A 23827-nucleotide genomic window follows, 5' to 3' on the forward strand; every position below is an offset into this window, starting at 1 on the left:
TCAGCGGCCGGTCAGGATCTGCATGATCTCCCCGATCGTCCGCCCCATCGACAGTCGATAAGCGTTCACCGCGTCGTCACCGGTGAGCTGGACGGTGGGATGGCCTCTCGTCGTCCAGCGAGGTTCACCGGCCACGCCCCGGGACATCGGGTACAGATCCGGCTGGGACAGCAGATGGTCCGGGGTCCGGGGCAGGCCCCGGACCTCCCGCACCCGTTGCCCCACTGCAGCCGCCAGCCAGACCTCGGCGACCGCGGCAGGGCGTATGGACGACAAGAATCGGTTCCGACCGTGGTCGGTGACCGTCATCGTGTCCATCCGCCGTACCCGCCACGTGGACCCCGCCACACCGAATCGCGCCAGACGATCATTATGCAGATCGAAGTCCACGCCGAGGCCGCGCAGCGCCGCAGAACATTCGACGCCCAGGAGCCGCCCCGGGAGTTCTTTTTCCCGGCGCCGTTCCTCCTCCTCACGGAGCCGGTCGCCGATCGGCCGGTATTCACGTTCCAGCACATATCGATTCGCTTCCGCGCCGTCGACGAGCCGCCGGTACAGCCACTCGGGATCGATCTGGACGAAGTACCGGAAGAAGATCTGCCGTGGAGCATTGCCGCGGGTCACCGGAACATCCCGGACGAGAATCCGGACGCCGTGATCAACGGACCAGACGGCTGCCGGGTGGCCGTCGACCTCGGCCACCCATGACCAACCGCGAGCCCGGATCTCAGGTGCCGCCTCCGCGAGGACCGCGCTCAGCAGGGTGCCGACCGAGACGGAGATCCGACGATGATGAGAGAGGACATCATCCCCCATGGCGACGCTGTCGCGGTCCACGTCGATGTCGATGTCGATGTCGATGTCGAACGAATCAGTCATCATCCGGAGTGTATGCGGCGATCGGAGTACTCTTCGGAGCGAAGCCTCAGGGTGATGCATCCCACACCGCCACTGGTTAGTAAGGCGTTCCTTACCTTAGTTAGTGCAAGCTAAGGTTTCGCAGTGAACTTGGACATACCCGACCCTGCCGTCTCACGCCGGACCGTTCTCCGCTCCGCGGCAGGCGCCGGAGCTCTCGCCGCATTGGCCGCCACCGCGAGTACCGCAGCTCCCGCGACGGCCGCGCCCGGACGCACCGCGATCGTGATCGGCACCGGCTTCGGCGGGTCGGTCGCCGCCCTGCGACTCGGCGAAGCCGGTTTCACCACAACGGTGTTCGAACGTGGCCGCCGCTGGCCGATCCGCCCCGACGGCAACACCTTCGCCACCTTCTCCAGCCCGGACAAGCGCGCAGCGTGGTTCGGCAACCGGGCGGGCGCGAACAGCGCCACCGCCATCCCCGTCGAGCCGTACCCGGGCGTACTCGACCACGTCGAGGGCAACGGCATCGAGGCCGTCTACGGCGCCGGCGTCGGCGGCGGCTCGCTGGTGTTCGGGTCCTTCACCCCGGTCCCCCGCCGTCAGGACTTCGAGCACATCTTCCCCGCCGCGGCGAACTACTCCGAACTCCTCTCGACCTACTACCCGCGCGCCAAGAGGACGCTCGGCGTCTCGCCGATGCCGGCCGACATCCTGAAGCACCCGAACTATGTCGGGCCCCGATCCTGGCTCGAGGTGATCGCACGCTACGGCGCCACTCCCCACTTCTTCGACTTCGCGATCGACTGGGACATCGTCCGCGCCGAGATGGCCGGCCGCAAACGTCCGTCCGTCATCATCGGCGAGCTGAGCTACGGCGTGAACAGCGGCGCCAAGAAGTCCACCGACCGGACCTATCTCGCCGCCGCCGAACGCACCGGCAACGTCACGATCAAACCGATGCACGAGGTGTTCGACATCCGCCCACGCCCACGCAGTGCGGGATTCGTCGTCACCGCGCGGGTCCGCGACGAGCAGGGTCGCACGATCCGGACGGTGACCGCCGAGGCCGATCATCTCTTCATGGCCGCCGGCTCGTTCCACACCACCCGCATGCTCGTCGAGGCGCGAGCGAAAGGCACTCTGCCGCAACTGTCCCCGCGCATCGGGAACGGGTTCGGGACCAACGGCGACTTCCTCACCATCCGCACCAACCCGTCCGACGACTTCGGGTTGGTCCAGGGCGGACCGGGATACGCGCGGATCTACGAGGACAGGCTCTCCGAGACCCCGATGTCGATGGTGTATCAGGCGACGCCGCTGCCGGCGCCCCTCGGCAAGGCCGGGACCACCCACCTCGTCCAGACCCACACCGACGAGCGCGGCACGGTCGACTTCGACCACTCCACCCGGACGGCGAAGCTCAACTATCCGTACCCGGAGGGGAGCAACGACGTCGACCGGCAGGCGGCCGCCTTCGTCGGCAAGTTCCACCAGCGGACGGAGGCACGCTACGGCCGACCCGCCAACGGCGTCCCGATCTACACCCGCGCCGTCGGATTCGGTTCGGCCGGTACATATCACGGTCTCGGCGGCGTCGTCATGGGAGAGGCCGCGTCGATGGACGGGGCGGTGCGCGGCTATGACAATCTCTACGTCGTCGACGGCTCGTTCGTGCCGGGTGCCGTCGGACTGGTGAACCCGGCGCTCACCATCACTGCACTCGCCGAACGGACCATGGACCGGTTCCTCGGGAACCACTGAGCGCAGTTTCGGGCCGACCTCGGCAACGACAGTGAGGTCGATCCCGAGGCCTAGGGTACTGTGACACACGACACCCTGAACGATCGTTAGATAACGGTCGTTCAGGGTGAATGTCCCCTTCGTCAGAGGAGTGCACCCTTGTTCCCTGGAGTCTTCGCCAAGTCCACTCCGGACAAGCCCGCCGTCGTCCGTGCCGCCACCGGCGAGCAGCTGACCTACCGCCAGCTCGACGAGAACTCGACCAGGCTCGCCAACTACCTGGAGTCTCTGGGCCTCCAGCGCGGCGACAACATCGCCGTGGTGTCGGCCAACGATCTCCACGTCTTCGAGGTGTACTGGGCGGCGCTGCGCAGCGGCCTGTACGTGACCGCCATCAATCATCACCTGACGGCCGCCGAGACCAACTACATCCTCGAGGACTGCAACGCACAGGTGCTGTTCGCGGGCGCATCGGTCGCCGACGCCGTGGCGCGCTCCGGCGAGATCGAGGCCCTCACCGGCACCGGCCGCCGAGTCGTCTGGGGTGGTGATCTCCAGGGTTTCGACAGCTACGACAAGGTGCTCGCGAATGCCTCCGCCGAGCCGCGGACCGATCAGCCGCGCGGCACCGACATGCTCTACTCGTCGGGAACCACCGGCCGCCCCAAGGGGATCAAGACCCCCATGCCCGACGGTCAGGTCGACCAGATCCCCGACACCTACACGGCGATCTTCGCGCCCATGTACGGCTTCGACGAGAACTCCGTCTACCTGTCCCCCGCACCGCTGTACCACGCTGCGCCGCTGCGCTATTGCGGCGTGACCAACTCGGTCGGCGGAACCGTGATCATGCTCGACCGCTTCGAGCCCGAGGCAGCACTGGCCGCCATCCAGAACCACAAGGTCACGCACAGCCAGTGGGTGCCCACCATGTTCATCCGCATGCTGAAGCTGCCCGAAGAGGTCCGCAACTCCTACGACGTCAGCAGCCTCGAGGTCGCGGTCCACGCCGCCGCGCCCTGCCCGGTCGAGGTGAAGCGGGCCATGATCGAGTGGTGGGGCCCGGTGGTCCACGAGTACTACGCATCCACCGAGGCCGCCGGCGCGACGTTCATCGGTCCGCAGGAGGCGCTCGATCATCCCGGTTCGGTCGGCAAGCCACTGCTCGGCGTCATCCACATCTGCGACGAGGACGGCAAGGAACTGCCGGTCGGCGAGGTCGGGCAGGTCTTCTTCGAACGTGAGGACGTGACCTTCCAGTACCACAACGATCCGGAGAAGACCCGCAAGGCTCAGCACCCGGAGCACGAGAACTGGTCGACCACAGGCGATGTCGGGTACGTCGACGCCGACGGCTACCTGTATCTGACCGACCGCAAGGCCTTCATGATCATCTCCGGCGGGGTCAACATCTACCCGCAGGAGGCGGAGAACGTCCTCATCAACCATCCCGCGGTCTTCGATGTCGCGGTGATCGGTGTCCCCGAGCCGGATCTCGGCGAGGTCGCCAAGGCGTGCGTGCAGCTCGGCGAGGGATATGAGCCGTCCGACGAACTGGCCGACGAGCTCATCGCGTTCACCAAGGACAGCATCGCCGCCTACAAGGCGCCGCGGTCGGTCGACTTCGTCGACGAACTGCCGCGCACGCCCACCGGCAAGCTGGTGAAGGGCGAACTGCGCAAGAAGTACTGGCCCGCAGGTTAGTTCGATCCCTCAGGGAGCGGTCGCGCCACCGCTCCCTGAGGTGCGAGCCACTGCTCCCTGAGGTGCGAGCGAAGCGAGCCACGAAGGGTCAGGCGAGCTCGATGAGCTCCTGGTACTCGTCGCTCCAGTGATCCTCGGTGCCGTCGGGCAGCAGGATCACGCGTTGCGGATCGAGAGCGGCGGCGGCACCGGGGTCGTGGGTCACGAGGACGACGGCCCCGGTGTAGCTGCGCAGCGCATCGAGCACCTGCTCGCGTGACACGGGGTCGAGGTTGTTGGTCGGCTCGTCGAGCAGCAGGACGTTGGCCGCCGACGACACGAGACCGGCCAGTGTGAGGCGGGTCTTCTCACCACCGGACAGGGTCCCGGCCGGCTGCTCGAGCTGCGGACCGGTGAACATGAAGGCGCCCAGCAGGCTTCGGAGTTCCTGCTCGCCCGCGTCGGGGGCGGCGTGGCGGATGTTCTCCCACACCGATGCCTGATCGTCGAGGGTGTCGTGTTCCTGCGCGAAGTACCCGATCTTGAGCCCGTACCCGGGCTCGAGGCGGCCGGTGTCCGGCTTCTCCACGCCCGCAAGCATTTTCAGAAGCGTCGTCTTGCCGGCGCCGTTCAGGCCCAGCACGACGACGCGGCTGCCCTTGTCGATCGCGAGGTCGACGCCGGTGAAGATCTCCAGCGAGCCGTAGCTCTTCGACAGACCCGAGGTCATCAGCGGGGTCTTGCCGCAGGCGGCTGGCTCCGGGAACCGGATCCGCGCGGTGCGGTCGGCCACCCGCTCGTCGTCGAGCTCGTCGATCATGCGCTCGGCGCGCTTGAGCATGTTCTGCGCGGCGGTGGCCTTGGTGGCCTTGGCACCGAGCTTCGCGGCCTGCGTACGCAGGGCGGAGGCCTTCTTCTCGGCGTTGGCACGCTCGCGCCGGCGACGCTGTTCGTCGGTGGCGCGCGCGTCGAGGTAGCGCTTCCAGCTCATGTTGTAGATGTCGGCCTCACCGCGTACGGCGTCGAGGAACCAGACACGGTTCACGACGTCGGAGAGCAGGTCGACGTCGTGGCTGATCACGACGAGTCCGCCCTCATGGTTCTGCAGGAAGCTGCGCAGCCACGTGATGGAGTCGGCGTCGAGGTGGTTGGTCGGCTCGTCGAGCAGCAACGTGGTGTCGGACTTCCCGGAGCCGTCGGAGGCGGCGAACAGGATTCGTGCGAGCTCGATGCGTCGGCGCTGACCACCTGAGAGGGTACGCAGCGGCTGGTTGAGCACGCGGTCCGGCAGGCCCAGGCTGTTACAGATGCGGGCGGCCTCGGACTCGGCGACATAGCCGCCGAGAGCGGCGAAGCGCTCCTCGAGGCGGCCGTAGCGGGCGACGGCCTTGTCGCGCACCTTGTCGTCGGCGGCCTCGGCCATCAGGGCCTGCTGCTTCTCCATGTCGCGCAGGATCTCGTCGAGCCCGCGCGCGGAGAGCACGCGATCCTTGGCGAGGACGTCGAGGTCGCCCTCCTTGGGATCCTGCGGCAGGTAGCCGAGTTCGCCCGAGCGGCGGATGGTGCCCGCGTAGGGCTCCGTCTCGCCGGCCAGGATGCGCAGGGTGGTGGTCTTGCCGGCGCCGTTGCGGCCCACTAGGCCGATCCGGTCGCCGGGCTGGATACGGAGGGCGTCGCCGGGCGCCGACAACAGGGTCCGAGCGCCCGCTCGTACCTCCAGGTCGGTCGCGGTGATCACGACGGACCAGTCTACCGGGGTCCAGCGAGTGCTTTGTCCACCGAAGAGGTCGGAGACCACGCCACGGAGTCGCCCCGCCGCGACACGGTGGACCGATACGGTGGCAGACGTGACGCAATCCACAACGTTTCCCCAATCATCGTTCCCCCAGACATCCGACCTCACCGGCCGTTCCGCTCTGGTCACCGGGGCCAGCCGGGGCATCGGCGAGGGAATCGCCACCGAGCTCGCCCGCCGGGGCGCCTCGGTGGTCATCACGAGCCGCAAGCCGGAGCCCCTCGCCGAAGCCGCGGAGCGTATCCGTCAGGCCGTCCCGGGCGCGGTGGTGACCGCGTTCGCGGGCAACACCGGCGATCCCGATCATCGCGCCGGCGCCGTCGCCGCAGCGGTCGAGCAGGGCGGCGGAATCCACATCCTCGTCAACAACACGGGCATCGCACCCCTCGCCGGCCCGCTGATGGACGCCGACCTCGACGCCTACCGCAAGACCTTCGACACCAACGTCGTCGCCGCCCTCGGTTTCGTCCAGGAGGCCTACAAGGCGGGCATGAAGGACACCGGCGGCTCGGTGGTCAACATCTCGTCCGTGGCCGGCCTCCGGTCCACGGGCGTGATCGCGGCGTACGGCACGTCCAAGGCAGCACTCATCCGCCTCACCGCAGAACTGGCGTGGGAGCTGGGCCCGAACATCCGCGTGAACGCGATCGCACCCTCGATCATCCGTACCAAGTTCGCGTCCGGCCTGATCGAGGGCGAGAACGAGGCCCGCGCCGCGGCGTCGTACCCGATGAAGCGCATCGGCGAGCCCGAGGACGTCGCCCGTGCGGTCGCCTTCCTCGCCAGTGACGAGTCGGCGTGGATCACCGGCGAGACCCTCGCGGTCGACGGCGGCATGCTTGCCACCGGTGGTTCATGATGGAACCCGGGCGGAACGGTTCCCGTCCCGATCATCATCCGTGACGAAGGACGAGGTGTGAACTCTGGAGTGATCGTCGTAGGTGCGGGACCGGCCGGACGTGCGCTGGCGCACCGACTGCTCGCCGCCTCGGTACCCGTGACCGTGGTCGACACCCATCCCGACCGGGTATGGCAGTCCACCTTCGCCTGCTGGTCCGACGAGCTGCCCGGCTGGCTCGATCCCACGGCCTTCGCGGCCCGACTCGAACGCGTCGGCGTCGCCGGTACCGCCCTCGAGGAGGTGGACCGCGGCTACACCGTCTTCGACACCCCCGGTCTACAGCGCTCCCTGACGCTCGACGGCGCGGAGATCGTGACCGACCGGGTCGCCGGGATCGACGGCGCGCGAGTGCATCTCGAGTCCGGCCGGGTACTGACCGGCGATGTGGTGGTGGACTGCCGGGGCGCACTCCCCCATGAGGCGCCGCGGCAGACCGCCTACGGCATCGTCGTCGACAAGGCCACGGCCGCACCCGTTCTCGAGGACCACGACACACTGCTGATGGACTGGCGCGGCGGGATCGTCGACCGTCGGTCGCTGCCGTCGTTCCTCTATGTGGTGCCGCTCGGCGGGGACGAGTACCTGCTGGAGGAGACATGCCTGGCGGGGTCGCCGGCGCTCGACCTCGACGAGCTGAAGCGCCGGCTCGACGTCCGGCTCGGCGGGTTGCCGTCGGACATCCGCCGGGTCGAACACGTCGCGTTCCCGCTGACCGGCTCATCACCGCAGCCGTGGCGGGATCCGACGTTCCGATTCGGCGCCGCAGGCGGATTCAAGAATCCGACGACCGGGTACAGCGTCGCCACCTCGCTGATGTGCGTCGACGAGGTGGTCGGCGCCCTCGCCGCGGGCCACGACCCGGCGACGGAGTTGTGGCCGGCCAACACCCGTGCCGTCCACAACCTTCGGCTACGCGGACTCAGCGCTCTCCTGCGCCTCAGCCCGACCCAGACGATCGCCTTCTTCGAGGCGTTCTTCGCGATGCCGATCGAGGCGCAGCGCAGTTACCTCAGCCGGCGCGACGACCTGACGGGCACGATGGGCGCGATGACCCGGGTGATCCGGGCCGTCGACATGCGGACGCGGGTCGTCGTTGCCCGCGGCGCCATGTCGACCCCGGCGTGGGCGGGCGACGTCGGGTCGGCTCCGCACCTTCCGCGAGGCTGACCTCACCCTCCCTGTCGAGCCGACCGGTCAGCTCCGCGCGGCCAGCGCCGGGGACATGATCTCCTCGATCGATCCCGACAGGTACTCGGCGTACCCGCCCGCGATGTGGAACCGTCCCGAGTAGACGAGCTGGTCGGCGATCACCGCCGGGCAGACGTCGGTGCAGAACCACGCGTCGACGTCGACGTAGGTCTGGCCCGTGAGTTCCGCGGCACCCGACCACCCCGACTGGTCCGGCAGGGCCTCGGCGGCCGGCACCGCGCACCGCGTGAGATCGGTGGTGTTCGACGCCACGCACTCGGCCGGGCTCTCCGATCGACTCGGGATGGCGCCGAGCACAAAGGATTTCGTTCCCTCGGGAAGCGCTCGGATCGTCTTCGCCAGGGCGTCGCGCCACACCTGCGGGGTCGTGTCCTTGCCGGGTCCCTGGTTGCCGCCGTCGAAGAACCCGGCCAGCACGACGATCTCGGCCTTCTCCTGACGGATGGTCTCCATCCGCCAGTCCTGCCAGTCGTCGCACTCGGTGTAGGCGCGCTTGAGCTGCCACTGGTAGTAGGTCAGCGACGCGGGACCGCAGTTGCTCTTGGTCAGCGCGAGTACCCGCCAACCCGCGCGCTTGCCGATGAGATCGAGAGCCGGGTGCCACATGGCCGCGGCCGAGTCACCGACCAGAGCCATCGTCCGCTCGCTGGTCGTGTCGCCGAGAACGCAGGGCCCGATGTCGTCGAGGCGACTCTGCTCCAGCCCCGGTTCGCATCCCCTGATCGACCACTGCTCCGTGTAATCGCCGCTGGCGGCGAGCAATTCGTTACTCGAGATGCTCGACGGGAGGTCACGCAGGGTGGCCGCGGCCTTCACCGCGTCCAGCACCTCGGCTTGCGACACCGCCGCCGGGACGGGTGCCGACGACGGCCCCTGCGGCGCGTCGGGTCGCTCGGTCACCGCGGCCTGACATCCGGCCAGCAGCATCGCGGCGCACATCGCCACGACCGCGGCGGTTCTGGCGGTGAAACGCATCGCCATCGAAATGATCCTTTCGCAGAACTCTCAGAACAACTGTTGAACAAGGGGAACCGGGAGGGCCCATCGGTAGCGCTCGAACGCCGCGACCGCGAAGACCACGGCGATGCTCACCGGGACGATGGCCAGGCTCGGCCACGGCCGCGTCGCGAGGGTGTGTGATCGCCGGATCGGGTTCTCGAATGCGTGATACATGGCCGCGGCGAGCACGAAAGACGCTGCGATGAGCAACAACTGCACGGGAAGGGAGAAGTCGTCGCCGATGCGGGCGGCGGTGATCGTGAAGATCGGCCAGTGCACGAGGTAGAGCGAGTAGGAGAGGTCGCCGATGTAGACGAAGGTGCGAGTGCCCAGCACTGCGGCCGGGGCCGTCGGCTTCTCTCGCATCCCGGCGACGAGGATCGCTGCGGCGCCGAGCACCGGGATCGCGGCCACCCAGCCCGGGAATCGACTGCTGTCGTCGAGACAGGTGACCGCCCATGCGATTGCCGCGACGCCGGACCAGCCCAGGATCGTCGCCGTGACCGGACTGGTCGCGATCTTGGCCGCCAGCCACGGCCCGGCCACCGCGATCAGGCAACCGATGGCCAACTCCCAGGCCCGGGTCAGCGGCGAGAAGAACGCCGCGACCCCGTTGGCAGGGGTCAACATGATCGAGTACAGGTAGCTGACCGCGACGATGGCGATCAGGAGCCCGACGAGCATCTGCCGCAACGTGACCCGTCGGGTCCGGGCCGCGCCGACGATTGCCACGAGCACCACCGACGGCCAGACCAGGTAGAACTGCTCCTCCACCGCCAGCGACCAGTAGTGCTGCAGCGGGGACGGATCACCACCCAGTCGGGCGTAGTCGGTTCCGGTGGCGATGAAATGGAAGTTGGCGAGGAACAGTGAGGCGGACGTCGCATCCGGCAGAACCCGTGCTCCGCGAAGGAAGTTGGTGAGTTCGAAGGTAGCGATGACGGTCAGCGCGATCACCAGGGTGGCCGCCGGGACGATGCGACGAGCGCGTTTCGCGTAGAAGTCGAGGAACCAGGCCCCTTGCGACTGCGTGGAGTCCGACCGACCCGGCCGCCGCAGGAGCATTCGGGTGATCACGTAGCCGGAGATCACGAAGAAGACGTCGACGCCGACGAATCCCCCTGGGAAACCAGGCATTCCGACATGGTCGAGGACGACGACCAGAACCGCTACCGCGCGCAGACCCTGGACGTCGAGCCAGCGTTCCCGATAGGACGGCTGCGGTTGTTCACCGCGCACGGCATCGACTGCAACCGCCACCCTGCCCGCCTTCGTCCCCGGTGAGCTTGCTGCGCAGCTCCTGACGGGAAAGTTAGCATGCAGGTTAGGCTAGCCTCAACTTGGTCCCCGGCGGGTCACTCGCCAACGGCGAACCATGTCCTCGACGTCGACGGTGTGCGCGACCACGCTGTGCGGCAACGCAACCTGGCGCGAGGCCAGGAGGGCCTCCCGGACGCGGCGGTTGAAGTCGAGGAGGATGTCGCGGACCGCGGACTCGTCGGCGATCCCGCGCAACGACTCCGGGAAATCCTGCGCTTCCCGGCGCAGCTGTAGCGGCGCCGGGAGGAGCGCCGAGGTGTCCAGGTCCTCGTCGCGGATCTTGCGCTTGACCCACCAGTCGGGATCGTCGCTGTCGGAGAGGTCGAGGGGCTTCCCGGCACCCGGCAGGTTGTCGAACTCGCCGCGTTCGGTCGCCTCACGGATCATCCGCTCGACGCGTGACTCGAATCGCCCGGAATGAACCACGACGTCATGCCCGTGAGCAGGGGCCTAGACGGTGAAGCCCAGGGCTCGAAGCTGTTCGCGGCCGTCGTCGGTGATCTTGTCGGGGCCCCACGGCGGCAGCCACACCCAGTTGATCTCGAGATCGGTGCACAGACCGCTGCCGACCAGGGCGCCGCGCGACTGATCCTCGATGACGTCGGTCAGCGGGCAGGCCGCCGACGTGAGGGTCATGTCGATCTTCGCGACGGCGTCGTCGGTCACCTCGATGCCGTAGACGAGTCCGAGGTCGACGACGTTGATCCCCAGCTCGGGGTCGACGACGTCGCGCATCGCCTCTTCGACGTCCTCGAGGGCCGGGAGCGAGGTCGCGGGCGCCGCGGGGTACCTGCCGGGGTGGTGTCCGCGACCGGGCCGGTGTCTGTCGCTGTGGTGGTCTCGTCGCTCATGCTGTCTCCGCTTCTCTGTCGTGGCTGTCGGTAGCGTGAACGTCCATGGTCTGGGCGAGCGCATCCTTGAACGCCATCCAGCCGAGGAGTGCGCACTTGACGCGCGCGGGGTACTTGCTGACGCCGGTGAACGCGATGCCGTCACCGATGACGTCCTCGTCGCCCGGATCCTTACCGCGGGAGGTCATCATCGCGTTGAACGACTCGACGATGGCCAGGGCCTCGCCGACCGACTGGCCGACGATCAGGTCGTACAGCACCGACGTCGAGGCCTGCGAGATGGAACATCCCTGGCCGTCGTAGGACACGTCGTCGATCGTCGTTCCGTCGTCGGAGACCGCGACGCGCAGGGTCACCTCGTCGCCGCAGGTCGGATTGACGTGGTGCACCTCGGTGCCGAACGGCTCGCGCAGGCCACGACCGTGCGGGTGCTTGTAGTGGTCCAGGATCACTTCCTGGTACATCTGCTCCATCCGCATGATTCAGTTCACCCCGAAGAACGTCTGCGCCTTGACGATCGCCGCGGCGAGCGCGTCGACCTCGGCGAGCGTGTTGTAGGCGGCGAACGAAGCGCGCGCGGTCGCGGCCACGCCGAACCGGCGATGCAACGGCCACGCGCAGTGGTGACCGACACGGATGGCGACGCCCTCGTCGTCGAGGATCTGTCCGAGGTCGTGGGCATGGATGCCGTCGACCAGGAAGGACACCGCTCCCCCGCGATTCTCCGTGGTGGCCGGTCCGATGATCCGCAGACCGTCGATCTCACCGAGTCGGGACAGTGCGTATCCGACGAGCGCGTGTTCGTGGGCGGCAACGGCTTCCATGCCGATTGCCTGCAGGTAGCGCACCGCGGCACCGAGACCCACGACCTGCGACGTCATCGGCACGCCCGCCTCGAAACGCTGGGGCGGCGGCGCGTAGGTCGACACCTCCATCGTGACGGTCTCGATCATCGAGCCGCCGGTGATGAACGGCGGCAACGCATCCAGGAGTTCGCTCTTACCGTACAGCGCGCCGACACCGCTGGGGCCGAACATCTTGTGCCCGGAGAATGCGGCGAAGTCGACGTCGAGCGCGGTGAGGTCGACCGGCATGTGCGGCACCGACTGGCAGGCGTCGAGCACGACCAGCGCGCCGACGGCGCGTGCGCGCGACACGAGTTCGGCGACATCGGCGACCGCACCGGTGACGTTCGACTGGTGGGTGAAGGACACGACCTTCACCGTCTCGTCGAGCGTCAGCGAGTCCAGGTCGATGCGACCGTCGTCGGTCACGCCGTACCAGCGCAGGGTCGCGCCGGTCCGGCGACAGAGTTCTTGCCACGGAACCAGATTCGCGTGATGCTCGAGCTCGGTGATGACCACGGTGTCGCCCGGGCCCAGTGCCGATCCGCCCAGGACCGACGCCGAGCGCGGGTCACCGAGGGTGTAGGTCACCAGATTGAGCGCCTCGGTGGCGTTCTTGGTGAACACCAACTGATCCGACGACGCCCCGACGAACCCGGCGATGACCTCGCGCGCGTCCTCGTAGGCGTCGGTGGCCTCTTCGGCGAGCTGATGGGCTCCCCGATGCACCGCCGCATTGTGGTGCGTCAGGAAGTACCGCTCGGCGTCGAGCACCTGGACCGGCCGCTGCGAGGTGGCCCCGGAATCGAGGTACACCAGCGGCTTCTCATCGCGAACGGTGCGCGACAGGATCGGGAAGTCCGCCCGCAGAGCGTCGACGTCGAATGCCGCGGCACCCGCCGGCGTCGTCCCTGCGGTTGTCGTCTCAGGCGAGAGTGTCACCTACGTGCACCTCCTCCAGGTGTTTGGTTCAGCCGGCCTTCGCCGCCGAGGTGAACCGCTCGTAGCCGTTCTCCTCGAGCACGTCGGCCAGCTCGGAGCCGCCCGACTCGACGACGCGGCCGTTGACGAACACGTGCACGAAGTCCGGCTTGATGTAGCGGAGGATGCGCGTGTAGTGCGTGATCAGCAGCACGCCACCGTTGTCGCGCTCCTTGTAGCGGTTGACACCCTCGCTCACGACGCGCAGCGCGTCGACGTCGAGACCGGAGTCGGTCTCGTCGAGGATGGCGATCTTCGGCTTGAGCAGATCGAGCTGAAGGATCTCGTGGCGCTTCTTCTCGCCGCCGGAGAAGCCCTCGTTGACGCTGCGCTCGGAGAACGACGGATCGATCTCCAGCGCGGTCATCGCCTCCTTGGTCTCCTTGACCCAGTGGCGCAGCTTCGGGGCCTCGCCGCGGACCGCGGTGGCGGCGGTGCGCAGGAAGTTCGACATCGAGACGCCGGGCACCTCGACGGGGTACTGCATGGCCAGGAACAGGCCGGCACGCGCACGCTCGTCGACGCTCATCTCCAGCACGTCCTCGCCGTCGAGGGTGATCGACCCCGAGGTCACCTGGTACTTCGGGTGGCCGGCGATGGCGTAGGACAGCGTCGACTTGCCCGAGCCGTTGGGGCCCATGATCGCGTGCGTCTCACCGGACTTCACGGTCAGGTCGACACCCTTGAGGATGTGGATGGGCTCGGCGTCGGCGTCGGTCTGGGCGACGTCGACGTGCAGGTCACGGATTTCCAGTGTGGTCATGTTCTGTGTCTCTCTTACAGGCTGTGGGAGGTTCGTGGTCAGGCGCGAAAGCTGCTCAGGCGCCCGAGAGTTCGAGCTCGCGCTCGACGGCGGCGGACAGTCGCTCACGCAGCTCGGGCACACCGATCTTGGCGATCACCTCGCCGAAGAATCCGCGGATCACGAGGCGTCGGGCCAGATCCTCGGGGATGCCGCGAGCCTGCAGGTAGAACAGCTGCTCGTCGTCGAAGCGTCCGGTGGCACTGGCGTGGCCGGCACCGACGATCTCGCCCGTCTCGATCTCGAGGTTCGGCACCGAGTCGGCGCGGGCATTGTCGGTGAGCACCAGGTTGCGGTTGAGCTCGAAGGTGTCGGTGCCCTCGGCCTCGGCGCGGATCAGCACGTCGCCGACCCAGACGGTGTGCGCCTCGCGCGCCCGGTCGCCACTCGTATCGCCCTGCAGCGCACCCTTGTACACCACGTTCGAGCGGCAGTTGGGCTGGCTGTGGTCGACGAGGAGTCGCTGTTCGAGGTGCTGACCGGCGTCGGCGAAGTACAGACCCCACAGTTCGACGTCGCCGCCGGGCGCGTCGTAGTGGACGATCGGCGACAGGCGGACGAGGTTGCCGCCGAAGCTGATCGCGAAGTGCCGGACCACGGAGTCGCGGCCGGTCCGCACGTGATGCGCGACGACATGCACGGCGTCGTCGTCCCAGTCGTGCACGTTGACGACGGTCAGCGCTGCGCTGTCGCCGACGACGAATTCGACGTTCTCGGCGAAGGTTCCGCCGCCCTTCTGATCGAGCACCACGACGGCGCGGGCGAAGGGCTCGAGCCGGACCTGGGTGTGCCCGAACGCGGTCTCGCCCTCACCGGGACCGGTGACGGTGATGGTGACCGGCTCGGCGAGCTCGACCTCGCGGCCGACGGTGACCACCGTGGCCTGGGTGAACGACGAGTACGCCTGTGCGGCAACCCGATCGAAGGGCACGCCGCCCTGGCCGAGACGCTCGTCGTCGCGGCCGACGGTCTCCACCTTCACGCCGTCGGCCACACCGGTGACCTCGACGCTCGCCTCGGCGGTCCGCTGTGCGGAACCGTCGTGCAGACCGCGCAGGCGGCGGAACGGGGTGAAGCGCCAGGCCTCTTCGCGAGGGCTGGGCACCTCGAAGGCGTTGACGTCGAACGAGGTGAACTGCTCACCCTTGTTGACGACAGGCGAATGCGATCCCGGTGTGTTGACCGGGAGTGTCGGATCGGCCATCAGCCGACGGCTCCTTCCATCTGAAGCTCGATCAGGCGGTTGAGCTCGAGCGCGTATTCCATCGGGAGTTCCTTGGCGATCGGCTCGACGAAGCCGCGGACCACCATGGCCATCGCCTCGTCCTCGGTCAAGCCACGGCTCATCAGATAGAAGAGCTGGTCGTCGCTGACCTTCGAGACGGTCGCCTCGTGCCCCATCGTGACGTCGTCCTCGCGGATGTCGACATAGGGGTAGGTATCACTGCGGGAGATGGTGTCGACCAGCAGCGCATCGCACTTCACCGTCGAACGGCTGCCGTGAGCACCGTTGTTGATCTTGATCAGACCGCGGTAGGACGCGCGTCCGCCACCACGGGCCACCGACTTGGAGACGATGTTGCTCGAGGTGTTGGGCGCGAGGTGCACCATCTTGGAACCGGTGTCCTGGTGCTGGCCGGGGCCCGCGAAGGCGACCGAGAGGACCTCGCCCTTGGCGTGCTCGCCGGTCAGCCAGACCGCCGGGTACTTCATGGTCACCTTGGAGCCGATGTTGCCGTCGACCCACTCCATGGTGGCGCCGGCCTCGGCCTTGGCGCGCTTGGTGACCAGGTTGTAGACGTTGTTCGACCAGTTCTGGATGGTCGTGTAGCGGCAGCGGCCGCCCTTCTTCACGATGATCTCGACGACCGCGGAGTGCAGCGAGTCGGTCTTGTAGATCGGCGCGGTACAACCCTCGACGTAGTGCACATAGGCACCCTCGTCGACGATGATCAGCGTGCGCTCGAACTGACCCATGTTCTCGGTGTTGATCCGGAAGTAGGCCTGGAGCGGGATGTCGACGTGGACGCCCGGCGGGACGTAGATGAACGAGCCACCCGACCACACCGCGGTGTTGAGCGCGGAGAACTTGTTGTCACCGGCGGGGATGACCGACCCGAAGTACTCCTGGAAGATCTCCGGGTGCTCCTTGAGAGCGGTGTCGGTGTCGAGGAAGATCACGCCCTGCTTCTCGAGGTCCTCACGGATCGAGTGGTAGACGACCTCGGACTCGTACTGCGCGGCGACGCCGGAGACCAGGCGCTGCTTCTCCGCCTCCGGGATGCCGAGCTTGTCGTAGGTGTTCTTGATGTCCTCGGGGAGGTCGTCCCAGCTGGCGGCCTGCTTCTCGCTGGACCGCACGAAGTACTTGATGTTGTCGAAGTCGATGCCCTCGAGTCCGGCGCCCCAGTGCGGCATCGGCTTCTTGTCGAAGATCTTCAGTGCCTTGAGGCGCTGCTCGAGCATCCACTCGGGCTCGCTCTTCTTGGCCGAGATGTCGGCGACGACCGCCGGGGACAACCCGCGCTTGGCGCTGGCGCCGGCCACGTCGGAGTCGGCCCAGCCGTAGCCGTACTTGCCGAGGGCGGCAATCGTCTCTTCCTGCGTGAGGGGAGCCGGGGCGGTCGGCGTGGTGGCGGCCGGTTCGGTGACGGTCATCGCGTGGCCTTTCGGGTTGTCGTGGGCAGTGTCTGTGAGGTGTCGGGCGGTGGAGACTCCGCGGACTCCGGCGGCGGATGTATCGGCACGTGGGTGGTGCAGGCGCAGTCGCCGTTCGCGATGGTCGCCAGGCGTTGCACATGCGTGCCGAGCAATTCGGTGAAGACCGCGGTCTCGGCCTCACAGAGTTCCGGGAACTCGGTGGCGACATGCGCCACCGGGCAGTGATGCTGGCAGATCTGCATTCCGTTGCCGACCTGCCGGGTGTTGGTGGCGTACCCGGCACTGGTCAGCGCGTCGGCGATCTCCTCGACCGTGTCGGAGACGGTCACCGGGTCGGTACTGGGCGACACATCGGCGACGATCCGTTCGACACGCTCCCGCGCGAAGTCGGCGACGGCTTCGTGCCCGCCGAGGTCACGGAGTTTGCGCATCGCGGCACCGGCGAGGTCGTCATAGGCATGGCGCATCTTGCCGCGCCCCTCCGGTGTGAGCTGGAACCACTTAGCCGGACGACCACGACCGCGCTGGCCGAAACCGGTCGACGCGACCTCGATGTCCCCGGCACTGGTGAGCGCGTCGAGGTGACGACGCACTCCCGCAGCGGAGATACCGAGACGTTCGCCGATCTCACCGGCGGTGAGCGGGCCGTCCTCGACGAGCAGGTTCACCACGGCATCACGCGTCTGGCCGTCGTGGTGGACGTCGACACCACCGGCAGTCGTGTGAGAGGCGGCCGCACCAGCGGAGGGCACGGCATTGCCGCCGCCCGAAGGCAGCACAACATCGTTCCGCATGGTTTTCACAACACGAGTGTGACGTAATTGATTCCACGCTGCCAGCAAGGGTGCCCTTAGCGATGCGTCCGACTCTCGACCGCAGGTCGCGATTGTCGGGATAAAGGGTGGTCGCGAGGTATCGGCCGCCGCCGATTACAGTCGTCGTGTGCCCGAAACCACAGCTGGCCGCCGCGTGCCGGACTTCTTCGGACTCGTGTGGAATCACCTGCTCACCGTGCTGAACTACCTCGGACTGCGCAAACAGCGCCCCGTCGGCCCCGAGACCGGCGATGCCACCGAGCAGCGCGGCGACTACGGAAAGACCGTCGCCCGCCTACACGACGACGAACGCGAGGTCGGCCCCCTCAACGCCGCGGAGACCCGTCGCCTCCGCCGCATCAAGCTCTTCGGCGCCACCGGCTCCGTCTTGATCCTGATCGGTGCTCTCGGCACCGGAGCGGTTCCGGTGCTGCAGAACCCGGTCGCCGGGATGCGCGTGCTGTCCCTGCCGTCGCGGATGTTCGGCACCGCACTCGCCCTCTCCATCGGCGGCACGATCACCCTGGTGGTCGCCTGGCTGCTGATCGGCCGCTTCGCGGTGGGCCGATTCAGCGTCGAGGTGCTGCACGGACGCAGTCCGGAGCGTCGGATGAGCCGACGCCAGGCCGACCGGACCCTCATGCTGTGGATCACGCCGATCGTCCTGGCTCCCCCGCTGCTGAGCAAGGACGTCTACTCCTATCTCGCCCAGAGCGCGATCGCCTTCCGAGGCATGGATCCCTACTCGGTGAGCCCGGTGGGCGGCCTCGGCGTCGACCACATCCTCACCCGATCGGTGCCCAACCTCTGGCGCGACACCCCCGCTCCCTACGGACCGCTGTTCCTATGGATCGGAGAGGGCATCACCAAGGTGACCGGCGAGAACATCACCGCAGCGATCTTCCTGCACCGCATCGTCGCGTTGCTCGGCGTCGCACTCATCGTGTGGGCGTTGCCCCGGCTGGCACGCCGCTGCGGGGTGTCCTCCGTCGCGGCACTGTGGCTCGGCGCGATGAACCCGCTCGTGATCCTCCATCTGGTGGGCGGCATCCACAACGAGGCACTCATGCTCGGCCTGATGCTCGTGGGTCTCGAGCTGAGCTTCCGCGCCATCTACGGCGTCGACCGGCTGCGGAAGCCGGGAACGCTGATACCCACGAGAGCCGGGTGGATACTGATCGCCGGCGGCGCGGTGATAGCGGCGTCCGCGATGATCAAGGTGGCCTCCATGCTCGCGCTCGGCTTCGTCGGGATCGCCCTGGCCATGCGCTGGGGCGCCACGCTGCCGGCCCTCCGGCACGCGCCGATCCGCGAATGGTGGACCCGATCGAAATGGTCCGTCTACGCCCTCTGCGTCTCCGCCGGCTTCTATGTGGTGGTGCTCGGCATCGTGATGGTCGGCATCTCACTGGGGACCGGGCTCGGATTCGGCTGGACGGGCACCCTGTCGACCGGTGAGATCGTCCGGTCATGGATGTCGATGCCGACGCTGCTCGGGGTGACGACGGGCCGGATCGGTGTGACCCTCGGACTCGGCGAGCAGACCCAGGCGATCCTCGACGTCGCGCGCCCGATCGGTCAGCTCGTCGCGGGTCTGTTCATCATCCGGTGGATGCTCGCGACCCTCGGCGGACGCCTGCACCCGCTCGGCGCACTGGGTGTGTCAATGGCCACATTCATCCTGTTCTTTCCGTTCGTCCAGGCCTGGTATCTCCTCTGGGCGGTCATCCCGCTCGCGGCGTGGGCGACGGGTGCCTGGTTCCGGATCTCGACCATCGCGGCGTCCGCGATCATCGCCATCGTCGTGATGCCGACGAGCTCCAACACCAGCGGAGTCGTTCTCGCGCAGGGCCTTCTGGCGGGTGTGATCATGGTCGCAGCGCTCACCGCACTCTTCTTCGAGGACCGGTCACCGCGCTCGTGGCGTCGTCGCAGAACCGGGGCCCGGAAGGACACCCCGGAGCCTGCCGACAACGTGCCGAGACCGTGACCATCCCCCGTCGTACCCGCGAACAGCGTTTTTCGTCCGCGGGGTCCGAGCGCCTAGTCTGACCTGTGTGCACAGCACGACTTCGCGGCAGATCAACGACGACGATCGGATGAACGATCGTCCGCTGGGCGTTCCCGCGGTCGAGGTACGCGGACTGGTCAAGACCTTCGGTGACCGCACCGCCGTCGACAAGCTCGATCTGACCGTGGAACGCGGTCAGATCCTCGCGCTCCTGGGGCCCAACGGTGCGGGCAAGACCACCACCGTCGAGATCTGCGAGGGATTCACCGCACCCGACGCCGGTACCGTGCGCGTCCTCGGTCTCGATCCGATCGCCGACAACGACGCACTCCGACGCCGCATCGGCGTGATGCTGCAGGGCGGCGGCGCCTACCCGGGTGCCCGCGCCGAGGAGATGTTGCGGCTGGTCGCCGCCTACTCGGCCGACCCGATCGACCCCGAGTTCCTGATCGATGCGCTCGGCCTCCGCGAGGTCCGGCGCACCTCCTACCGGAGGCTCTCCGGCGGTCAGCAGCAGCGCCTCGCACTCGCCTGCGCCATCGTCGGCCGTCCCGAACTGGTGTTCCTCGACGAGCCGACCGCCGGCCTCGACGCCCATGCACGTCTCGTCGTGTGGGAGCTCGTCGACCGGCTCCGCGCCGACGGCGTGTCCGTCCTCCTCACCACCCACCTCATGGACGAGGCCGAGCAACTCGCCGATCAGGTCGTGATCATCGATCACGGGCGCGCGGTCGCCGCGGGCACGCCCGCCGATCTCACCAGCACCGGCGCCGAGAACGAGCTGCGTTTCACCGCGCCCCGCGGGCTCGACCTGTCGATGCTGACCCTCGCCCTGCCCGAGGGCTATCACTGCACCGAGCCCAATCCCGGCTCCTACCTCGTCATCGGCCCGATGACCCCGCAGGTCCTCGCCACGGTGACCGCCTGGTGCGCAAAGATCAACGTCCTCGCCACCGACCTCCGGGTCGAGACCCGCAGCCTCGAAGACGTGTTCCTCGACCTCACCGGACGGGCCCTACGACAGTGAATTCCCCCGCAGTGAACTCCCCCGCGACCGACTCGGATCTCTTCCCCGAGGGCATGTTCCGCCCTGCGCCGCGACCGGCGTCCCTGGCGGCGATGATCATCGCCCAGTCGACGCTCGAGCTCAAGCTCCTGCTCCGCAACGGTGAGCAGCTGTTGCTCACCATGTTCATCCCGATCACGCTTCTCATCGGGTTGTGCCTGCTCCCGATCAACACCACCTTCGGTGACGGTCCGGCCGAGCGCGCCACCCTCTTCGTCCCGGCGATCCTGACGGTCGCGATCATGTCGACGGCCTTCACCGGCCAGGCCATCGCCGTCGGCTTCGACCGGCGGTACGGAGCCCTGAAACGACTCGGCGCCACGCCGATCCCGCGCTGGGGCATCATCGTCGGCAAGTCGGTGGCGGTGCTGATCGTGGTGGCCCTGCAGTCGGTCATCCTCGGCGCCATCGGATTCGCCTTCGGATGGCGTCCCGACACGATCGGCCTGTTCATCGGCGCGCTCGTGATCATCATCGGGACGGCGTGTTTCGCGGCCCTCGGTCTGCTGATCGGCGGCACGCTGAAGGCCGAGGTCGTCCTGGCCCTGGCGAACCTCCTGTGGTTCGCGTTCATCGGTCTCGGCAGCCTGGTGGTCGTCGATTCCAACGTGCCCGGCGCCGTGCACACGTTCGCACGGTGCATCCCCTCGGGTGCGCTCAGTGAGGCCCTCGAAATGGCCGCACGAGGTTCGTTCGACGCCTTCGGGGTGGGCGTCTTGCTGGTGTGGTCCGCGGTGGCCGGCACCTTGGCAGTGAGGTGGTTCCGATTCCGATGACGACGTCGCAGACTTCGACACGACCCGACGGCACGGCTCCCGACGAGCACGGCACCCAGCGGGTGGCGAGCGGTTTCTGGCGGTTCATCCCTGGATTCGGCCGGCCGACGGCCCGATTCGTACACCGCTGGGCGATCGCCCTGCTCGTCTCGAACGTCGGCATCGTCGCCACCGGCGGCGCGGTCCGCGTCACGGGTTCCGGGCTCGGCTGCCCGACCTGGCCGCGATGCACCGACGACTCCTTCGTGCCGCACGGAGAACTCGGCATCCACGGCGCGATCGAGTTCGGCAACCGCATGCTCACGTGGGTCCTGATCGTCATCGCGATCGCCGCCTTCGTCGCGGTGCTCCGCTATGCGGGTTCGGAGCGTCGGGACAAGTGGACGGTCACGCTGATCGCTCTCGGCATCCCGTTCCAGGGCGTGATCGGCGGCATCACCGTGCTCACCGACCTCAACCCGTGGGTCGTGGCCCTGCACTTCGTGCTGTCGATGGTGCTCGTGTCGGCGGCGACCGTCCTGGTCTACCGGATGCGCCCCTACCCGACCGCCACCGAGCCCGCCGTCGTCGACACCGACGCCCCCTCGACGGCCACCCGCCGACTCGGCATCTACCTCGCCTGGCTGCTCTACGTGGTCACCTGGGTGACCATCTACCTCGGCACGGTGGTCACCGGCTCCGGCCCGCACGCCGGCGACGTCGACGCCCCACGGAACGGACTCGACCCCGACAACGCCACCCAGCTCCACGCCGACGCGGTGTTCGTCCTCGTCGGGCTGGGCCTTGCCGCGCTGGTGTACGCCCGCGTGTTCGCGCGTCCGCAGCAGCGGTCGGCGCTGGTCTTCGTGGCGCTGCTCGTGCTGCAGGGCGTGATCGGCTTCGTCCAGTACTTCACCGATCTACCCGTCGCGCTGGTCATCGCGCACATGTTCGGCAGCGCACTGCTCCTCATCGGCGCGACCTGGCAGGTTCTGGTGGCACAGGCCACCGACCAGCCGCGCGTCGACGCTGCCTGACCCACCGACAGAAGAAACGACCCCCGGCGATCGGGCGGATTCTAGGGGTCCTCGCAACACCGGTTGGTTAGACGGGTACAAGTAAATCACGCAGACGCTCGGCTGGGGTTGTCCAGTCGAGCGTTTTGCGTGGTCGACTGTTGAGTCGTTGGGCGACGAGTTCGAGGTCTGCGGCAGTGTGCACCGACAGGTCGGTGCCCTTCGGAAAGTATTGGCGCAGTAGCCCATTGGTGTTCTCATTCGAGCCTCGCTGCCAGGGTGAATGCGGGTCGCAGAAGTAGACGGGCACATTGGTAGCGATGCTGAACTGCTTGTGGGCGGCCATCTCGCAGCCCTGGTCCCAGGTCAACGATCCCCGCAGGTGCTCGGGCAGAGAACCGATCAGCGGGATCAGTACGTCACGGACTGCTTCGGCCGTGTGCTCGCCGGGTAGATGACCGAGGAGCACATAGCGAGTCGAGCGTTCGACCAACGTCACGATGGCTGATTCCGACCGGCTGCCGACGATGAGGTCACCCTCCCAGTGACCGGGCACAGCCCGATCCTCGACCTCGGCCGGTCGATCGGAAATCATCACCATCTCGTCGACGAACCGGGTGGTGCGTCGATCTGGGGACCGGTGAGGTTTGCGGTGGGTGCGGCCGGTGCGTAACGCGTCGGCGAGTTCGCGGCGCAACCCCCCCCGGGCTTGGACGTAGATCGCCTGATAGATCGTTTCGGTACTCACTCGCATCGCCTCGTCATCGGGGAATTCGATGATCAAAGTGTGACTGATCTGTTCGGGAGACCATTGCTCGGCGAGTTTGTTCGAAACGTAATCCCGCAACGGTCCACCGACCGCCAGCTTGGAGTCTTTTGGTCGTAAACGCGAACTTGCCCAGTCTCTTTGGGCTCGATGAGGGCGATACACCCCAGAAACGGAGTAGGCATCGATTTCTCGTTTGATCGTCGATGCCGGCCGACCCAGCTGGCGCCCGATCTCCCGCAGCGAGTCGCCGGCGCGACGCATGTCGGCGATCTGTTCCCGCTCGGACAAGGTGAGAAACCGAGGATGCAGTGGGGCTTCGATCCGGGCCAGTGACGGTCGCGTGTCAACAGTGGTCACACCGGTCTTGTAGTCGATCCGACGGCCATCGGGGTGGAGGCGCGCGTTGCCGATCTTGCGGATCCCTTTATCCCAGTCCCGGGCGGTGCGGATGTGCACTCCGACTTGCTTGGCAGCCTCACGGCGGCCGACACCGGCAGCGCGCAGCGCGTCATAGCGAGCGCGTCCTGGATGCCCGGAAGTGCCCCGTTTGCCGCGACCACGTAAGCCGGCTCGACGAACCCACCCATATGCCGTGGCACGGTTGACTCCCACACTGCGCGCCGCTGCTGTCACGTTGCCGTATTCACGGTCCAACGCCTCGAAAAACAGCTCCTTCAACTCCGCAGAAACCATGATCCCCGCAACTCCCTGATAGCCAGGGTGTTGCGGGGATCACTAGAACCCAAG

General features: G+C 67.5%; 20 protein-coding genes and 1 pseudogene. 8 read left to right on the forward strand and 13 right to left on the reverse strand.

Annotation, left to right across the window (positions count from 1 at the left end):
* On the reverse strand, positions 1–879 hold the full coding sequence (locus BLU62_RS07740) for a hypothetical protein (RefSeq protein ID WP_074852756.1): 879 nt from the start codon (positions 877–879) through the stop codon (positions 1–3).
* A 123-nt stretch (positions 880–1002) separates the two neighbouring features.
* Between BLU62_RS07740 and BLU62_RS07745 the strand changes: the two genes are divergently transcribed.
* Positions 1003–2622, forward strand: a complete 1620-nt coding sequence (locus tag BLU62_RS07745) for a GMC oxidoreductase (protein WP_074848989.1) — start codon at positions 1003–1005, stop codon at positions 2620–2622.
* A gap of 138 nt (positions 2623–2760) precedes the next feature.
* Positions 2761–4305 carry an AMP-binding protein gene (locus BLU62_RS07750; protein ID WP_074848990.1) on the forward strand — a complete coding sequence of 515 codons (1545 nt, stop codon included), beginning with the start codon at positions 2761–2763 and terminating at the stop codon, positions 4303–4305.
* 88 nt (positions 4306–4393) lie between these two features.
* On the opposite strand, the gene BLU62_RS07755 is transcribed toward BLU62_RS07750, so the two are convergent.
* Positions 4394–6022 (reverse strand): ABC-F family ATP-binding cassette domain-containing protein, encoded by a 1629-nt coding sequence (locus BLU62_RS07755; protein WP_074848991.1) that lies wholly within the window; start codon positions 6020–6022, stop codon positions 4394–4396.
* Between the two features lie 100 nt (positions 6023–6122).
* On the opposite strand from BLU62_RS07755, the gene BLU62_RS07760 reads away from it, so the two are divergent.
* Both BLU62_RS07760 and BLU62_RS07765 read left to right on the forward strand, forming a co-directional pair.
* Positions 6123–6938, forward strand: coding sequence for an SDR family oxidoreductase (locus tag BLU62_RS07760; protein WP_074848992.1), 816 nt, complete (start codon positions 6123–6125; stop codon positions 6936–6938).
* Between the two features lie 57 nt (positions 6939–6995).
* Positions 6996–8147, forward strand: a complete 1152-nt coding sequence (locus tag BLU62_RS07765; protein ID WP_074848993.1) for a lycopene cyclase family protein — start codon at positions 6996–6998, stop codon at positions 8145–8147.
* A 27-nt stretch (positions 8148–8174) separates the two neighbouring features.
* Here the strand turns inward: BLU62_RS07765 and BLU62_RS07770 are convergent, their stop codons facing one another.
* From BLU62_RS07770 to BLU62_RS07815, 10 genes and pseudogenes are all read right to left on the reverse strand, one after another.
* The gene (locus tag BLU62_RS07770) at positions 8175–9170 is read right to left on the reverse strand and encodes an SGNH hydrolase domain-containing protein (protein WP_074848994.1); all 996 of its coding nucleotides are present in this window, start codon (positions 9168–9170) and stop codon (positions 8175–8177) included.
* 24 nt (positions 9171–9194) lie between these two features.
* The gene (locus tag BLU62_RS07775; protein ID WP_074848995.1) at positions 9195–10448 is read right to left on the reverse strand and encodes an acyltransferase family protein; all 1254 of its coding nucleotides are present in this window, start codon (positions 10446–10448) and stop codon (positions 9195–9197) included.
* 75 nt (positions 10449–10523) lie between these two features.
* Positions 10524–10895, reverse strand: a complete 372-nt coding sequence (locus BLU62_RS07780; protein WP_074852757.1) for a DnaJ family domain-containing protein — start codon at positions 10893–10895, stop codon at positions 10524–10526.
* A gap of 63 nt (positions 10896–10958) precedes the next feature.
* Positions 10959–11359 (reverse strand): annotated as a pseudogene (locus tag BLU62_RS07785) (metal-sulfur cluster assembly factor).
* A complete protein-coding gene (gene sufU / locus BLU62_RS07790) occupies positions 11356–11838 on the reverse strand; it encodes a Fe-S cluster assembly sulfur transfer protein SufU (RefSeq protein WP_074848996.1) in 483 nt (160 codons plus the stop codon). The pseudogene BLU62_RS07785 and the gene sufU overlap by 4 nt, the downstream one beginning before the upstream one ends.
* A 3-nt stretch (positions 11839–11841) precedes the next feature.
* The gene (locus tag BLU62_RS07795) at positions 11842–13146 is read right to left on the reverse strand and encodes a cysteine desulfurase (RefSeq protein WP_074848997.1); all 1305 of its coding nucleotides are present in this window, start codon (positions 13144–13146) and stop codon (positions 11842–11844) included.
* Positions 13147–13174: 28 nt separating this feature from the next.
* A complete protein-coding gene (gene sufC, locus BLU62_RS07800; RefSeq protein ID WP_074848998.1) occupies positions 13175–13948 on the reverse strand; it encodes a Fe-S cluster assembly ATPase SufC in 774 nt (257 codons plus the stop codon).
* A gap of 55 nt (positions 13949–14003) precedes the next feature.
* Positions 14004–15191, reverse strand: a complete 1188-nt coding sequence (sufD, locus tag BLU62_RS07805; RefSeq protein WP_074848999.1) for a Fe-S cluster assembly protein SufD — start codon at positions 15189–15191, stop codon at positions 14004–14006.
* On the reverse strand, positions 15191–16645 hold the full coding sequence (gene sufB / locus BLU62_RS07810; RefSeq protein ID WP_074849000.1) for a Fe-S cluster assembly protein SufB: 1455 nt from the start codon (positions 16643–16645) through the stop codon (positions 15191–15193). Before sufB ends, sufD begins: the two co-directional genes overlap by 1 nt.
* The gene (locus BLU62_RS07815) at positions 16642–17442 is read right to left on the reverse strand and encodes a helix-turn-helix transcriptional regulator (protein ID WP_099047838.1); all 801 of its coding nucleotides are present in this window, start codon (positions 17440–17442) and stop codon (positions 16642–16644) included. The genes sufB and BLU62_RS07815 overlap by 4 nt, the downstream gene beginning before the upstream one ends.
* Before the next feature lie 175 nt (positions 17443–17617).
* Between BLU62_RS07815 and mptB the strand changes: the two genes are divergently transcribed.
* From mptB to BLU62_RS07835, 4 genes are all read left to right on the forward strand, one after another.
* Positions 17618–19453, forward strand: a complete 1836-nt coding sequence (gene mptB / locus BLU62_RS07820) for a polyprenol phosphomannose-dependent alpha 1,6 mannosyltransferase MptB (RefSeq protein ID WP_074849002.1) — start codon at positions 17618–17620, stop codon at positions 19451–19453.
* 109 nt (positions 19454–19562) lie between these two features.
* Positions 19563–20501 (forward strand): ABC transporter ATP-binding protein, encoded by a 939-nt coding sequence (locus BLU62_RS07825; RefSeq protein ID WP_074852759.1) that lies wholly within the window; start codon positions 19563–19565, stop codon positions 20499–20501.
* 11 nt (positions 20502–20512) lie between these two features.
* Positions 20513–21316, forward strand: coding sequence for an ABC transporter permease (locus tag BLU62_RS07830; protein WP_084811760.1), 804 nt, complete (start codon positions 20513–20515; stop codon positions 21314–21316).
* Complete coding sequence (locus BLU62_RS07835) at positions 21313–22332, forward strand: COX15/CtaA family protein (RefSeq protein ID WP_074849003.1); 1020 nt, start codon at positions 21313–21315, stop codon at positions 22330–22332. The genes BLU62_RS07830 and BLU62_RS07835 overlap by 4 nt, the downstream gene beginning before the upstream one ends.
* A 67-nt stretch (positions 22333–22399) precedes the next feature.
* Here BLU62_RS07835 and BLU62_RS07840 read toward each other — a convergent pair whose 3' ends face one another.
* On the reverse strand, positions 22400–23773 hold the full coding sequence (locus BLU62_RS07840; RefSeq protein WP_074849004.1) for an IS30 family transposase: 1374 nt from the start codon (positions 23771–23773) through the stop codon (positions 22400–22402).
* Between the last annotated feature and the right edge of the window lie 54 nt (positions 23774–23827).

This window comes from Gordonia westfalica, from assembly GCF_900105725.1.
Lineage (GTDB): Bacteria > Actinomycetota > Actinomycetes > Mycobacteriales > Mycobacteriaceae > Gordonia > Gordonia westfalica.

Bases quoted from the DNA above. Each gene is read 5' to 3' on its own strand.
- BLU62_RS07740 (WP_074852756.1), bottom strand. From the start codon at position 879: ATGACTGATTCGTTCGACATCGACATCGACATCGACATCGACGTGGAC.
- BLU62_RS07770 (WP_074848994.1), bottom strand. From the start codon at position 9,170: ATGGCGATGCGTTTCACCGCCAGAACCGCCGCGGTCGTGGCGATGTGC.
- BLU62_RS07780 (WP_074852757.1), bottom strand. From the start codon at position 10,895: ATGATCCGTGAGGCGACCGAACGCGGCGAGTTCGACAACCTGCCGGGT.
- sufU (WP_074848996.1), bottom strand. From the start codon at position 11,838: ATGCGGATGGAGCAGATGTACCAGGAAGTGATCCTGGACCACTACAAG.
- sufC (WP_074848998.1), bottom strand. From the start codon at position 13,948: ATGACCACACTGGAAATCCGTGACCTGCACGTCGACGTCGCCCAGACC.
- sufD (WP_074848999.1), bottom strand. From the start codon at position 15,191: ATGGCCGATCCGACACTCCCGGTCAACACACCGGGATCGCATTCGCCT.
- sufB (WP_074849000.1), bottom strand. From the start codon at position 16,645: ATGACCGTCACCGAACCGGCCGCCACCACGCCGACCGCCCCGGCTCCC.
- BLU62_RS07815 (WP_099047838.1), bottom strand. From the start codon at position 17,442: ATGCGGAACGATGTTGTGCTGCCTTCGGGCGGCGGCAATGCCGTGCCC.
- BLU62_RS07825 (WP_074852759.1), top strand. From the start codon at position 19,563: ATGAACGATCGTCCGCTGGGCGTTCCCGCGGTCGAGGTACGCGGACTG.
- BLU62_RS07835 (WP_074849003.1), top strand. From the start codon at position 21,313: ATGACGACGTCGCAGACTTCGACACGACCCGACGGCACGGCTCCCGAC.
- BLU62_RS07840 (WP_074849004.1), bottom strand. From the start codon at position 23,773: ATGGTTTCTGCGGAGTTGAAGGAGCTGTTTTTCGAGGCGTTGGACCGT.